Origin of the sequence: Massilia sp. Root335 (assembly GCF_001425685.1) — a bacterium.
Taxonomy (GTDB): domain Bacteria; phylum Pseudomonadota; class Gammaproteobacteria; order Burkholderiales; family Burkholderiaceae_D; genus Telluria; species Telluria luteola.
The window spans coordinates 37,192-50,304 of the sequence record NZ_LMCY01000021.1 but is presented as its reverse complement, the minus strand read 5'-3'; the positions used below and the strand labels follow the sequence as shown (position 1 = coordinate 50,304).

Genomic DNA, 13,113 nt, shown 5'->3' with positions numbered 1-13,113 from the left:
TTTCAGAGTTTGCATGATGGAGTCTCCTATGCGGCCTGGGCCTGGGTGGCCAGCGCCATGATGTTTTCCTGGGTGATGTGTGCGCCGGAGAGCTCTCCGGACAGCCAGCCTTCGCGCATGACGAGCACGCGGTCGCACACGCCGATGATTTCCGCCAGCTCGCTCGAGATGCACAGCACGGCCACGCCGGCATCGGCCAGCTCGTGGATGATCCGGTAGATCTCGTGCTTGGCGCCGATGTCCACGCCGCGCGTCGGCTCGTCGAGGATCAGCACGCGCGGCCCGATCTCCAGCCAGCGCGCCAGCAGGAGCTTCTGCTGGTTGCCGCCCGAGAGGCCGCCGATGATGCCGTCCGGCCCCGCGCCGCGCGCGGACAGTTTGACGATCGCATCCCGCGTCACCTGCAGCAGCTCGCCGCGGCGGAGCACCCCGCAGCGCGCATGCTTGCCGAGGACGTTCATGGTCACGTTCGCCAGCAGCGACTGTTGCAGGAACAGGCCCTGTCCCTTGCGGTCTTCCGGCACGTAGGCGATGCCGAGGCGGATGGCGTCGGCCGGCCCGCGGATGGCCGCCGCGCGGCCGTCGACTTCGACCGTGCCGCCGGCCATCCGGTCGGCGCCGAAGATCAGGCGCGCCAGCTCCGTGCGGCCCGCGCCGACGAGGCCCGCGAGTCCGACGATCTCGCCGGCGCGCACTTCCAGCGATGCCGGATGCACCTTGGCGCCGCACACGTCCGTCAGCTTGAGACGCACGGGGCCCGGCGCGCGCCGCCGCGCGTGCTCATAAAAGCCGCCGAGTTCGCGGCCGACCATCATGCGCACGACCGTGTCCGGCGTCGCTTCGTCGCGGGTCAATTCGCCGATCCACGTGCCGTCGCGCAGGACGGTCACGCGGTCGGCCAGCATGCGCACCTCGGCCATGCGGTGGCTGATGTAGATGATCGCGATGCCGCGCTCGCGCAAGGCCCGCATCACGTCGAACAGGCGCGCCGTCTCGCGCTCGGACAGCGCGGCCGTCGGCTCGTCCATGATCAGCACGCGGCTGTCGTGCACGAGGGCGCGGGCGATTTCGACCTGCTGCTGGTCGGCGATCGAGAGGCCGCTCGCGATGCGCGTGGGAGAAAACGTCGCGCCGAGGCTTTTCAGCACGTCGGCCGCGCGCCGGTTCATCTGCGCCGTGTCGACGATGCCGAGGCGCCCGCGCGGCTCCGCGCCCATGAAGATGTTCTGCGCGACGGTCAGGTTGGCCGCGACGGACAGCTCCTGGTAGATCAGGTTGATGCCGCAGGCGCGCGCGTCGAACGGACACGCGATGCGCACCGGCTTGCCGCCCACGCGGATCTCGCCCGCATCCGGCTGGTACACGCCGGCCAGGATCTTCATCAGCGTGCTCTTGCCCGCGCCGTTTTCTCCCATCAGCGCGTGGATTTCGCCGGGGCGGACGGTCAGTTGAACCCCGTCGAGCACCGTGACGGCGCCGAACCGCTTGCGGATGCCGGATACCTCCAGCACGGGTGGTGGATTGATTGTTGCCATGTCTCCTCCTGTGAGGTTTAGTGGCTGGCCCAGCCCTTGTAGGCCGCCACGTTGTCTTTCGTGATCGCCGGCGTGGGAATCAGCACGACCGGATTGGCCGGCCGCTTGCCGTTCATGATTCCGTAGCCGATCTCGACGGCCATCGTGGCCATCTTGTAGGGGTCTTGCGCGGTGGTGACGGCGAAGATGCTGTTCTTCGACCTCAGTGCCGCTTCCGCATCGGGCGCGCCGTCGACGGACGCGACCATCTGCACGTCGGCACGCCCGGCCTGCTTGACCGCGAGCTCGGCGCCGATCGCGGACGGATCGTTGATGGCGAACACGGCGTCGATGCGGCGGTGCGCGATCAACAGGTTCGTCATGACTTCCATGCCGCCGTCCAGGCTGCCCTTCGCATCCTGGTTGTCCGACACGATCCGGATGCCCGTGCCGGCGAACGCCCGCCTGCAGCCGGCCACGCGCGCGGTCACGGCGGTGACGGGCGGACCGTTGACGATCACCACGTTGCCCTTGCCGTGCAGGCGATCGACGATGCGCTTGCACGATTCGGTCCCGGCCATCGTGTTGTCGGACATGATCGTCGCATCCGCATTGTCGGCGCCGACGTCGACGGCGATGACGACGATCCCGGCGTTTCTCGCCTTTTGCAGCACGGGCGCGATGCCCTTTGGATCGGACGCGTTGACGATGAGGATGTCGACCTTGTTGGCGATGAAGTTTTCGACCTGGCCGACCTGGGTGTTGAGGTCGTATTTGCTGGAGACGGTCGTGACCCGGACCTTGTCGCCGCCGACCTTTCGGGCGGCATCGGCGGCGCCCTTGCCGATGGCGACAAAGTATGGATTGGCGAGGTCGCTGACGGCGACGCCGACGGACCTCAAAGGGCGCGCTGCCTGGGCCGATGCGGCCAGCGAGAGGGCGATCGCCGCGATGCAGGCGAACATGGCTTGTCGTTTCATGACGATGTCTCCGAGCTGTTTTATGTGTCTTGATGCTTCGTTATGAAACAACTTTACACGTGTCGACTTTTTGTCGTCAACAGATTTTTTTAAAGATTTTTTAATAGTTGAGTGATCACAACGACATGTGCTCCGCAGTGCCGGAACGGTGCCCGTGCCGGGAGAATGTGCGCTCTTATTGCATGCAAGTATTTTTGCTATGATGGTGACGTGCCTGCCGGTGGCGAGCGAACTTTACACGAGTCAACAAACTGATGAAAACTGCGCAGAATGCCCATGTCTCCCGTGGCGGACCGGTCACGATGCACGACGTCGCCGCGCGTGCCGGCGTATCGCGCGCGACGGTGTCGAAGTATTTCAATGACCGCGAAGGTTTGAAGGCCGACACGCTGGCCCGCATCGAACAGGCATGCCGCGAACTCGAATACGTGCCCGATCCGCACGCCGTCACACTCGTGCGCGGGCGCTCGCGCATGGTCGGCGTCATCCTGCCGGTCGTGAACGAGCCGTTCTTCGCCGAAGCCCTGCGCGCGATCGAAGAGAAGGCCAAGTCGCTCGGCATGGACGTGATCATCCAGTGCTCGTACAACGACCCGGCCGAGGAAGCGGCGGCGCTGATGACGATGCGCTCGATGAAGGTGGCGGGCGTGATCCTCACCGCCGTCGCATCGAAGGCCAACCTCGACCTGCTGCTGCGGCTGGAGCAGGAAATGCGCATCGTCTACATGGACAGCTATGTGCACGAAGACTGCAACTACGTGATGAACGACAACCGGCAAAGCATGGCGATGCTGACCCGCTACCTGCTCGGCCGCGGCCACCGGCCGGCCTATCTGGGGGCGCCGCCCGTCGCGCATCCGTCGCCGGAAGAACGGCTCGCCGGCTATCTGGACGCGATGGCGGAAGCGGGCGTGGAACCGCACATCGTGCCCGCCAGCACGCAGCCGTCGTGGGATTTCGAAGCGTATGCGTTCCGCCACGTGCTCGACTGGCTCGCGAGCGGCGCCTGGAAACGCGCCGGCGTCACGGCGCTGGCCTGCGGCACCGACAGGCTCGCGATCGGCGCGATGTCCGCATGCCGGCGGTTCGGCCTCGTGCCCGGCCAGGACCTGGCCATCGTCGGCCACGACGACCTGCCCATTTCCGCCTATCTGCACCCGCCGCTGACCACGTTCCGGCAGGACGTGGCCGCCATCGGCGTGGCCGCGATGGCATGCCTGCAGGCGCAGCTCGACGGCACCGACGCGGCGCCGTACCGCAAGCGTTTTACGGGCGGACTGGTGCCGCGCGAGTCGGCCTGAGGACGTTCAGCGTTTCGGCAGGAACCACCTGGCGGCGGCGCGCGCGTTCGCCTTGACCGTGTAATCGATCTTGGCGATCTGCTCTTCCAGCGCCTCGGCCAGCACGCTGCCCGGGCTGGGCGGCGGCAGGTGCAGGTGGGCGTCCGCCTCGCCGTAGTCGCGGCGGATCTCCATGCCGGCCTTTTTGGCGATGTGCATCATCGTGCGGTTCGACGACAGGCACTGCATGTACAAGGTGTCGACGTCGGAATTGCGGCAGTGGATCGCCGCCCGTTCGAACAGGCGCGTGCCGACGCCCTGCCCGCGCGCCGATTTCGACACGGAGACGCCGAACTCGGCCACCTTTTCCTTGTCCGTGTAATGGATGCTGTCCGGATGCGCCTCGCGCGACGTGAACGCAAGATGGCCGACGCCGACCAGCTGGAACACGCGGTTGTAGACGCCGAACACGATGTCGTTCGTAAAATCGAGCTTCGCGACATACGCCTCGACCTGCTCGTCCGGCAACACGCTGCCGAAGCGCAGCAGGCGGTCGTCCCGGTCGAGGGCCAGGAAGTGGCGCAGCACGCGCCGCCGGTCGCGCTCGCGCAGCGCCTTGACAAGCACGGTCTGGCCGTCCTTCTTGCCGAAGAAGGTTTTCAGCCAGTGGCGGAGGGGATGGTCCTGCATGATGATCGATTGTGCACCGCAACAAAAACTCACCTATTGTAACGGATGCGCGACGTATTTCAACGGCCGCTGACGCGGCTCCAGTCCACCATGGTGTCGTCCGGCGCCAGCAGGCGGCCGTCCCGGGCGTGCACCTCCAGGGGCCGCAGCGGCTGCCCACGTTCGCGGTCGACCAGCCGGACATGCGCCTCGCCGGGCGCGAAAAAATAATCCTCGCCCCACTGGCGCAGCGCGACGAGCAACGGGAACAAGGCCCTGCCCTTGTCGGTCAGCCGGTATTCCAGGTGGGCGCCGCCATCGGCGGCCGGCACGGTATCGAGAATCCCGTGATCGAGCAGGTTGCGCAGCCGCGCCGCCAGGATGTTCTTGGCCAGCCCCAGGCTGCGCTGGAATTCGCCGAAGCGCGTCAGGCCGCCAAAGCAGTCGCGCACGATCAACAGCGACCAGCCGTCGCCGATCGCATCCAGCGGACGCGCCACGCCGCACGGCACATCCTGGTGACTGGTGCGCTTGACCATCGTCCCTCCTCGCTGTGTTAACGGTTGCATATTAAAACCACATGGCGTATAAAGCAAATGGTTTCATTTTAAAACCATTCAATTTTGAACTGCGAGACAGCCATGATCCGATCAGACGACACCTTCGACGGCACGTTTTCCTACCGCCCCCATTTCAGCGACGCTCCGGGTTTCCGGATGCACTACGTCGACGAGGGGCCGCGCAACGGGGAAATCATCCTGTGCCTGCACGGCGAACCGACCTGGGGCTACATGTTCCGCCGCCTGATCGACAGCCTGTCCGGGACGTACCGCGTCATCGCGCCGGACCACATGGGGTTCGGCAAGAGCGATACGCCGCCGGATCGCAGCTACTGGCTGCAAGACCATATCGACAATCTCGAACGATTCGTGCTGGCGCTGGACCTGCGCGGCATCACGCTGCTCATGCACGATTTCGGCGGTCCGGTGGGCATGGGCCTGGCGGCCCGGCATCCGGAGCGGATCGCGCGCATCGTGTCCGCCAACGGTCCCACGCCGTTTGGCCAGGAGAGCCTTGCGGCGCGGCTGGCGGCGAACGCCCGGGAATCCCCGTGGTTCCAATGGATACTGAAAGCGCATGAAGAAAAGCGGCTGGAGACGGTGCTCGGCGAACTCGGCTTCAATATCCTCAGTACGCTCAAGCTCAACGGTTTCGAGAACCACGCATTGATCGACGAGACCTGGCTGCGCGCGTATGCGGCGCATTACGCCACGCCCGCCAACTGCGCCGGCGCGATCGGCTGGGCCAAGGGATTCGCCACCGGCGCACACCGGTTCGAGACGCCCGGCACGGCGGCCAGGCAGGCGATCGGGCTCAAGCCCGCTCTCGCGATCTGGGGACTGGCCGACCGCACGCTGCATGCACAGCACTTCCTGCCGCTGTTCGGCGAACTGTTTCCACAGGCGGAAGTACACACGCTACCGGGTGTCGGACATTACTGCATCGAAGACGCGCCCGATACGATCGGAACGCTCGTCGCACAGTTCCTGCGCAACACCTGAGGGCGGTATCGGTCCGAGGATCAGTCGCGCGCGTCGCGCAGCTCTGCCTTGACGGCACTCACCCGCGCCGCATGCACGGCTTCCGGAATCTTTTCACGGTTTTCCACGTGGCGCGCCGCCACCTCGCCCGCGTTCACGGCGCGCGCCGCGTCCAGCGCGCGCAGCAGGTACGGCGCCTGCGGATACGCGCGGCTGCGCATCTCGTGGTGTTCGTCCCCGCGCCCGCGCGCGTCGCATTCGGACGCCAGCAGCATCTGCGCGAAGCGGTCCGGCTTGCGGAAAGCGTCGCAGCGTTCGAACAAGGTGACGATCGTGTTCGGGCGCAGGTCGAGCGCGCGGCTGACGTTGCCGTGCTCGCGCGCCGTCATGACGGCGAGGTCGCGGCATTCCGTCGGCACGCGCAGGCGCCTGGACAGTGCCGTGATCAGCTCCGGCCCCATGCCTTCGTGGCCATGGTGCTTCGGCCAGTGTTCGGACGGCGTCGCACCCTTGCCCAGGTCGTGCATCAACGCGGCGAAGCGCACGGGCAGGTCGTAGCCCCGTGCGGCCGCGTAATCGATCACGAGCATCATGTGCACGCCCGTGTCGACTTCGGGATGGTGCAGCGGCGGTTGCGGCACGCCCCACAGCGCATCCAGTTCGGGCAGGATGCGCGCCAGCGCGCCGCAGTCGCGCAGCACGGCCAGCATGCGCGACGGCTTTTGCTCCATCAGCCCGCGCGACAGTTCCTGCCACACGCGCTCCGGCACGAGGGCGTCCACCTCGCCCGCGTCGACCATCTGCCGCATGAGCGCGAGCGTCGTGTCGGCCACGGTGAAATCGGGGAAGCGCGCGGCGAAGCGCGCCAGGCGCAGGATGCGCACCGGGTCTTCGGCAAACGCCGCCGACACGTGGCGGAACACGCGGTCGCGCAGGTCCTGCAAGCCGCCGTACGGGTCGACGATGGTGCCGTCCTCGGCGCGGGCCATCGCATTGATGGTCAGGTCGCGGCGGATCAGGTCGTCTTCCAGCTTGACGTCGGGGGACGTATGGAACACGAAGCCGTGGTAGCCCGGCGCCGTCTTGCGCTCGGTGCGCGCGAGCGCGTATTCCTCGTGCGTTTGCGGGTGCAGGAAGACGGGAAAGTCCTTGCCGACCGGCCGGAAGCCCTTGGCGATCATGTCCTCGGGCGTGGCGCCGACGACGACCCAGTCATGGTCCTGGACGGGCAGTCCCAGCAACGCATCGCGGACGGCGCCGCCGACCACATAGGCCTGCATCGTCAGTCCGGCAGTTCGTCTTCGTGGGCGCCGGCGATCTCGGTTTCCGCCATCGCCTCCTCGATCCAGCGCGCCACGGCCGGATGCGCCAGCACGCGCTCGCAATACGCCTGCAGCGCGGGCGCGAGCGCCACGCCGTACGTCCGGAAGCGGGACACGACCGGCGCATAAAAGGCGTCGGCGATGGAAAAGTCGCCGAACAGGAAATGATGGTGGCCGAAGCGCGACAGGCACTCTTCCCAGATCTCGCAGATGCGGCCGATGTCGGCCTGGGCGCCCGGCGTGCGGCCGCGGCCCGGCAGGCGCGCCTTGATGTTCATCGTCATCGCGGTGCGCAGGTCGGCAAAGCCGGAGTGCATCTCGGCGACGACGGAACGGGCCAGCGCGCGCGCCGCCACGTCCTGCGGCCACAGGTGCTTGTCGGGGAATTGCTCGGCCAGGTATTCGCAGATCGCCAGGCTGTCCCAGATCGTCATCTCGCCGGCCAGCAGCACGGGCACGCGGCCGGATGCCGAGTAGCGGGCGATGTCCGTGGCCGTGTCCGGCTGGTCGAGGAGGACGCGCACTTCCGTGAACGGGATGCCGGCGGCCGTGGCGGCCACCCAGGGGCGCATGGACCACGAGGAATAATTCTTGTTGCCGATGACCAGGGTCAGGCCGGCCTGGCGTGCGTTGTCGAGAGTCTGCGTCAAAGTCGGATCGAGGTCGAGAGTCTGCATGGTGTGGCGTGATCGTTGAGGTCAGCGCCCGGCACGGGCGCGCAGGACGTCGAGTCCGCCGGGAGGCGCCAGGTACTGCGGCGCGACGGCCTCGAGCGCCGTGAGCTTGATTCCCAGCGCCGCTGTTGTCAAGACTTTATTGTCCGCGGACGGGTGAATGACGTTGTCGACCTTCATCGAATCGAGGTTGTCGCGCGTGATGACGGGCTCGCCGGGCAGCAGTTCGAAGAACAGCGCCTGCAGCCGCGCCAGCGCATCCGGCAAGGCGACGATCTTGCGCTCGTGGCCGGCATAGCGGCCGGCCAGCCGCACCAGTTCGCCCAGTTCGTACACCTGCGGCCCGCCCAGTTCATAAGTGAGACCGGCCGTGTGCGGGTCGAGCAGCGCGCGCACGAACGCTTCGGCCACGTCGCCCACGTACACGGGCTGGAAGCGCGCATGGCAGCCCGCGAGCGGGACGATGGGCAGGTGGCGCTGCAGCCGCGCGAACATGTTGAGGAAGTGGTCTTCGGGACCGAACACGACGGAAGGGCGGAAGATCGTCGCCGCGACGGTCGCCTGGCTCGCCGCGGCCGCTTCGCCATCGGCCTTCGATCGCTGGTACATCGACGGCCCGTGCCGGTCGGCGCCCAGCGCGCTCATGTGCAGGTAGCGCGGCACGCCTTCGGCCGCGCAGGCGCAGGCGATGCGGTGCGGCAGGTCGACGTGGACGCGGCGGAAGTCCGGGCCGTACGGATCGCCGCGGCGCGAATGCAGGATCCCGACCAGGTTGATGACGGCATCGTGCCCGGCCACGAGGCGGCGCAGCGCCGCCTCGTCGTGGAGATCGGTCTGCACGATGTCGACGCCCAGCGGCATCAGGTGCATCGCGTGGCTTTCGTGCCGCGTGGGCACGACGACGGACACGGCGTGTTCGGACAGCCTGGCCGCCAGGTGGCTGCCGATGAACCCGGTCCCGCCGAACAACACTACCGACTGCTCGTGCATGATGTCTCTCCGATGCGTGTCCGGCATGCCGCGGTCACGGCAGGCCGATGCCGCTCGTGCGCGGCGTGATCGTCCCCAGGCGCGCCTTGAGCGACTGCGGACGCTTCTCGAACAAGGCGGCGTAGTTCGTCGCGTTCGACATCACGTTGCGCACGTAGGTTCTTGTTTCGTCGAACGGGATGGTCTCGACGAACACGGCCCCTTCCATCGGCGCCGTCAGCAGGCCGCGCCACGTGCGCGCCCGGCCCGGACCGGCGTTGTAGGCGGCCGTCGCCAGCACCTGCGACCCGTCGGCATTGTTCAGCACCATGTTCAGGTAATTGGTGCCGAGTACGATATTCGTCCGGATATCGCTGAGCATGCCGTGGCCGTAGTCCGTCAGGCCGATCTTTTCCGCCACCCACTTGCCGGTCGACGGCATCACCTGCATCAGGCCGGCCGCGCCGACGCCGGACTGGGCGTCGCTGACGAAGCGCGATTCCTGGCGGATGAGCCCGTAGACCCAGGCCTGGTCCAGGCCGAGGCCCTGCGCCGTCGGATGCAGGATGTCGTTGTGCGGCGCCGGAAAGCGCTGGGTGTAGTCGAACTCGGTGCGCGTGCGTTCGGAGGTGGACAGCATGCGGTCGAGGATGTCGTTCTGGCGCGCGAACTCGGCGGCGGCCAGCAACTGGCGCTCCGTAAAGCCGTTCAGTGCCCAGTTCCATTCGCGCGTGCCCTCGAAGCGCATGCGCATCGAAAAGAATTTCAAGGCGCGCCTGAACCCGGGATTGGCGGCCACCTGCGCCAGCTCGGCCGGCGTGGGCGGTACGGCGCTCGGGGGGATGCTGATCTGCATGCCCAGCTCTTCCATCGCCAGCTGGCCATAAAAACTGTTCTGGTCGGCGATGCGGCGGAACAGCGCCTGCGCATCCTCGCGCCGGCCTTCGGCCAGCAGGGCGCGGCCCAGCCAATAGGTCCAGACGGGCTCGTCGTGCTGCTGCGTGGACATCGACTCGATCGTCGTGCGCACCGTCTTCCAGTCGCCGCGGCGCAGCGCGATGCGGGTCTTCCACTCCAGCTGGTTCCACGTCAGCGGCGCCCTGGCCGCCCGCTTCCAATCGTCGTACGCCTCGGGCGCCAGGGCGAGCGAGGCGGCCAGCGCGATGTTCGACCAGCCGATCGCGCTTTCCTCGGCCGACAGCCTGGACGCGTTCCTGTTCAGCGCCACCGTCGCCAGTTTCAGGCTCGTGCGCGCCATGCGGCCGATGGCGACGAGGTAGATCTCGTGCTCGGCGCGCGTCTTGCCGACGCCGCGCGCCATCGCCACGGCCGGCAGGTCGACGGCCTGGGCGGCGCGCGTGTCGGACGCGCCCAGCAGCAAGGCCGTGCGGCGCGACGGTCCCGTCGCGTGCATTTCGCCGGCGAGGCGCAGCTGGGCCAGCAGGTCGTTGTTCGTCAACTGCCCGGACTGGACGAGCTGGTTGACGAGCGCGGCGCAGGCTTCGCCGTACATGGGCGGATTGTCGAGCAGCAGACGGGCCTCGGCCGCGACGTTCTGGCCCTTCGCGGCGCGCGACAGCAGCGCGTAGCATTTCACCTGGTAATCGTCGTTCTTGACGAACAGCGGCAGCTCGCGGTCGAAGTTGGCCCAGTCGCGCTTGCGGCCGAGCTCCAGCAGCCAGTCGTTGCGCAGGCGGTCGGCGATGGCGCTGCCGTCGTAGCGCTTCAGGAAATCCTGGATTTCCTCGTTGGCAGCGTCGCGCAGACGCGGTTTGAGCCGATAATAGTCGACGTAAGACGGAATCGCGTAGTTCGGCAGGCGTGCCGCCAGCGCCGCGGCCTTGTCGGCATCGTTCTTGCGGGCGGCGTCGCGCAGCTGCATGAATATCTCGTCCTGCTCGCGACTCGCGTCCGATTGCGGTGCGGAAACGGGCGCGATGACGGGCGGGCTAGGCGCAGGCACGCCGGGCGCGGTGGCCGCGGCGGGGGTGGGCTGTGTCGTGCCGGGCGAGGCGGCCTGGGCCGCGACGCCGGGCGACGCGAGGAAGAGCAGGCTGGAGGCGGCACATACGGCGCCGGCAAACAGTTTCTGCGACATCAACAATTCGATGTTCAATGTAGGCTTCATTTCATCCATGACCGGCGAATCAAGAATACCATGCCCCTCGAGCCCAAGCGTGGCGGACGAGAAACAGGCGGCGAAGACGGCATTGCGCAAGGCGCTCAGAACTACACGTGGGGCGCTTGACTCCGCAATCAAGGTCCAATGGGATGCGCACATCGGCGCCCAGGTCGTCGCGTGGTGGCGCCTGCGCCAGGTCGACACGATCGGCGTGTACTGGCCGCTGGTCGGCGAGCCCGACCTGCGGGCGGCCTATTCCGAGCTGCACCGGGCCGGCGTGCGCCTCGCCCTGCCCGTGGTGATGGAGCGCGACGCGCCGCTGACGTTCACGGAATGGACGCCCGGCGAACCCATGCTGCCGGACGAAGCGGGCGTGCAGGTGCCGGCCCAGCTGCGCTTCATCGAACGTCCGCCGGCCCTGCTGATTCCCTGTCTCGGTTTCAATGCCGACGGCTATCGCCTCGGCTATGGCGGCGGCTATTACGACCGCACCCTCGAACTGCCGCCGCGCCCGCACACGTTGGGCATTGCCTACAGTAACCAGGAAGCCGTGTTCTCGCACGCGCCGCACGACGTGCCGCTGGACGTGATCGTGACGGAAACCAGCAACGTCATCTGAGATAAACAATGCAGGCGCAGGGCGGGCTCCCCGAGCCCGCGCGTGACGTTCGCGTAGCGCCGGCGTTGGCGTAGCGCCGGCGTTCGCGTAGCGCCGGCGTTCGCGTGGGCGGAGGCCGCCCACCCTGCGGCAAAAACAAAATGCCCCGGACGAGCGCCGGATCAGGAAGCGGTGATACGCTGCCAGATCGCGGTCGTGGCCGCCGCCTGGTTCATGCTGTAGAAATGCAGGCCGGGCGCGCCGCCGGCGAGCAGGCGCTCGCACAGGCCGCTCACCACGTCCAGGCCGAACGCCTTGATCGACGCGGAATCGTCGCCGAAGCTGGCCAGTTTCAAACGGATCCAGCGCGGAATCTCGGCGCCGCACATGTCGGAAAAGCGCATCAACTGGGTGTAATTCGTGATCGGCATGATGCCGGCCACGATGGGCACGTCCACACCGAGCTTGCGCACATTGTCCACGAACTGGAAATACGCGTCCGGATTGTAGAAATACTGCGTGATCGCGGCATTCGCACCAGCCTGCACCTTGCGGGCGAACGCCTGCAGGTCGTCCTGCGGAGACCTTGCCTGCGGATGCATTTCCGGATACGCGGCCACTTCGATGTGGAACCAGTCGCCCGTTTCCTGGCGGATGAACTCGACGAGATCGCTGGCATAGCGCAGTTCACCCGCGCCGCCATAGCCGCTCGGCAAGTCGCCGCGCAGGGCCACGAGGCGGCGGATGCCCTTGTCCTTGAATTCCTGCAGGATCGCGCGGATCGATTCGCGCGTGCCGCCGACGCACGACAGGTGCGGTGCGGCGTCGTGCCCCGCGGCGAGGATCTCGAGCACGGTGGACAGCGTGCCGTGCTGCGTACTGCCGCCGGCGCCGAACGTCACGGAGAAATATTTCGGATTCAGCTCGGCCAGCTTCTGGCGAGCCACGCGCAGTTTTTCCGCGCCCTCGGACGTCTTGGGCGGGAAAAACTCGATACTGATGTTAGGGGTTTCCATCTTTATTGAGAAGTAAGGTAGAAAGCGCCCACGAAATGACACTGTACAGGATCGCCGCCAGGAAGGCGGACCAGAACCCGGCCACATGGAAGCCCGCGACGAGGTGCGCGACCAGCCAGAACAGCAGCGCATTGATCACCAGGATGAACACGCCGAGCGACACGACCGTCACCGGCAGGGTCAGCACGACGAGCACGGGACGGATCACCGTGTTCACGAGTCCCAGGACGAGCGCGGCCACGAGGGCGGCACCGAGATTGTCGACCGATACCGAATGCATCAGGTAAGGCAAGGCCATCAGGGCTGCCGCATTGATCAGCCAGGTCAGGAGCAAACGCATGTCTGTGTCTTTCGTGAGAGGTTGTCCAGCACGCCGGCACCCTCGACGATGGAATCCGAGGGTGCGCGGCGTCAATTCACGGAAGAGC

General features: G+C 66.9%; 13 protein-coding genes. 3 read left to right on the top strand and 10 right to left on the bottom strand.

The genetic code is table 11. The annotated features are described in order from the left end of the window. Positions 1–26 precede the first annotated feature (26 nt). Both ASC93_RS13430 and ASC93_RS13425 read right to left on the bottom strand, forming a co-directional pair. On the bottom strand, positions 27–1,535 hold the full coding sequence (locus tag ASC93_RS13430; protein ID WP_056442567.1) for a sugar ABC transporter ATP-binding protein: 1,509 nt from the start codon (positions 1,533–1,535) through the stop codon (positions 27–29). Between the two features lie 17 nt (positions 1,536–1,552). Next, positions 1,553–2,494 carry an ABC transporter substrate-binding protein gene (locus tag ASC93_RS13425; protein WP_056442565.1) on the bottom strand — a complete coding sequence of 314 codons (942 nt, stop codon included), beginning with the start codon at positions 2,492–2,494 and terminating at the stop codon, positions 1,553–1,555. A 254-nt stretch (positions 2,495–2,748) separates the two neighbouring features. Between ASC93_RS13425 and ASC93_RS13420 the strand changes: the two genes are divergently transcribed. Beyond that, positions 2,749–3,795, top strand: coding sequence for a LacI family DNA-binding transcriptional regulator (locus tag ASC93_RS13420; RefSeq protein ID WP_082548021.1), 1,047 nt, complete (start codon positions 2,749–2,751; stop codon positions 3,793–3,795). A 6-nt stretch (positions 3,796–3,801) separates the two neighbouring features. Here ASC93_RS13420 and ASC93_RS13415 read toward each other — a convergent pair whose 3' ends face one another. Beyond that, positions 3,802–4,464 (bottom strand): GNAT family N-acetyltransferase, encoded by a 663-nt coding sequence (locus ASC93_RS13415; RefSeq protein WP_056442560.1) that lies wholly within the window; start codon positions 4,462–4,464, stop codon positions 3,802–3,804. A 59-nt stretch (positions 4,465–4,523) separates the two neighbouring features. Continuing rightward, a complete protein-coding gene (locus tag ASC93_RS13410; RefSeq protein WP_056442558.1) occupies positions 4,524–4,982 on the bottom strand; it encodes a helix-turn-helix domain-containing protein in 459 nt (152 codons plus the stop codon). A gap of 102 nt (positions 4,983–5,084) precedes the next feature. Between ASC93_RS13410 and ASC93_RS13405 the strand changes: the two genes are divergently transcribed. Continuing rightward, a complete protein-coding gene (locus ASC93_RS13405) occupies positions 5,085–6,005 on the top strand; it encodes an alpha/beta fold hydrolase (RefSeq protein ID WP_056442556.1) in 921 nt (306 codons plus the stop codon). A 20-nt stretch (positions 6,006–6,025) separates the two neighbouring features. Here the strand turns inward: ASC93_RS13405 and ASC93_RS13400 are convergent, their stop codons facing one another. From ASC93_RS13400 to ASC93_RS13385, 4 genes are read right to left on the bottom strand one after another with little or no spacing between them, the layout of a single operon-like run. Then, entirely contained in the window at positions 6,026–7,264 is a 1,239-nt protein-coding gene (locus tag ASC93_RS13400; protein ID WP_056442553.1) for a multifunctional CCA addition/repair protein, read from the bottom strand. A 2-nt stretch (positions 7,265–7,266) separates the two neighbouring features. Beyond that, complete coding sequence (locus ASC93_RS13395) at positions 7,267–7,983, bottom strand: glutathione S-transferase family protein (RefSeq protein ID WP_056442551.1); 717 nt, start codon at positions 7,981–7,983, stop codon at positions 7,267–7,269. A gap of 21 nt (positions 7,984–8,004) precedes the next feature. Further along, on the bottom strand, positions 8,005–8,970 hold the full coding sequence (locus ASC93_RS13390; RefSeq protein WP_056442550.1) for a complex I NDUFA9 subunit family protein: 966 nt from the start codon (positions 8,968–8,970) through the stop codon (positions 8,005–8,007). A gap of 34 nt (positions 8,971–9,004) precedes the next feature. Further along, entirely contained in the window at positions 9,005–11,077 is a 2,073-nt protein-coding gene (locus ASC93_RS13385) for a lytic transglycosylase domain-containing protein (protein ID WP_229412715.1), read from the bottom strand. Positions 11,078–11,126: 49 nt separating this feature from the next. Between ASC93_RS13385 and ASC93_RS13380 the strand changes: the two genes are divergently transcribed. Beyond that, on the top strand, positions 11,127–11,690 hold the full coding sequence (locus tag ASC93_RS13380; protein WP_229412714.1) for a 5-formyltetrahydrofolate cyclo-ligase: 564 nt from the start codon (positions 11,127–11,129) through the stop codon (positions 11,688–11,690). 161 nt (positions 11,691–11,851) lie between these two features. Here the strand turns inward: ASC93_RS13380 and metF are convergent, their stop codons facing one another. Beyond that, the gene (metF, locus tag ASC93_RS13375; RefSeq protein ID WP_056442547.1) at positions 11,852–12,685 is read right to left on the bottom strand and encodes a methylenetetrahydrofolate reductase [NAD(P)H]; all 834 of its coding nucleotides are present in this window, start codon (positions 12,683–12,685) and stop codon (positions 11,852–11,854) included. Then, entirely contained in the window at positions 12,672–13,025 is a 354-nt protein-coding gene (locus tag ASC93_RS13370) for a phage holin family protein (protein WP_056442544.1), read from the bottom strand. The genes metF and ASC93_RS13370 overlap by 14 nt, the downstream gene beginning before the upstream one ends. Positions 13,026–13,113: the final 88 nt, after the last annotated feature.

Bases quoted from the DNA above. Each gene is read 5' to 3' on its own strand.
- ASC93_RS13385 (WP_229412715.1), bottom strand. From the start codon at position 11,077: ATGAAGCCTACATTGAACATCGAATTGTTGATGTCGCAGAAACTGTTT.
- ASC93_RS13395 (WP_056442551.1), bottom strand. From the start codon at position 7,983: ATGCAGACTCTCGACCTCGATCCGACTTTGACGCAGACTCTCGACAAC.
- ASC93_RS13410 (WP_056442558.1), bottom strand. From the start codon at position 4,982: ATGGTCAAGCGCACCAGTCACCAGGATGTGCCGTGCGGCGTGGCGCGT.
- ASC93_RS13415 (WP_056442560.1), bottom strand. From the start codon at position 4,464: ATGCAGGACCATCCCCTCCGCCACTGGCTGAAAACCTTCTTCGGCAAG.
- metF (WP_056442547.1), bottom strand. From the start codon at position 12,685: ATGGAAACCCCTAACATCAGTATCGAGTTTTTCCCGCCCAAGACGTCC.
- ASC93_RS13400 (WP_056442553.1), bottom strand. From the start codon at position 7,264: ATGCAGGCCTATGTGGTCGGCGGCGCCGTCCGCGATGCGTTGCTGGGA.
- ASC93_RS13370 (WP_056442544.1), bottom strand. From the start codon at position 13,025: ATGCGTTTGCTCCTGACCTGGCTGATCAATGCGGCAGCCCTGATGGCC.
- ASC93_RS13390 (WP_056442550.1), bottom strand. From the start codon at position 8,970: ATGCACGAGCAGTCGGTAGTGTTGTTCGGCGGGACCGGGTTCATCGGC.
- ASC93_RS13420 (WP_082548021.1), top strand. From the start codon at position 2,749: ATGAAAACTGCGCAGAATGCCCATGTCTCCCGTGGCGGACCGGTCACG.
- ASC93_RS13430 (WP_056442567.1), bottom strand. From the start codon at position 1,535: ATGGCAACAATCAATCCACCACCCGTGCTGGAGGTATCCGGCATCCGC.
- ASC93_RS13425 (WP_056442565.1), bottom strand. From the start codon at position 2,494: ATGAAACGACAAGCCATGTTCGCCTGCATCGCGGCGATCGCCCTCTCG.
- ASC93_RS13405 (WP_056442556.1), top strand. From the start codon at position 5,085: ATGATCCGATCAGACGACACCTTCGACGGCACGTTTTCCTACCGCCCC.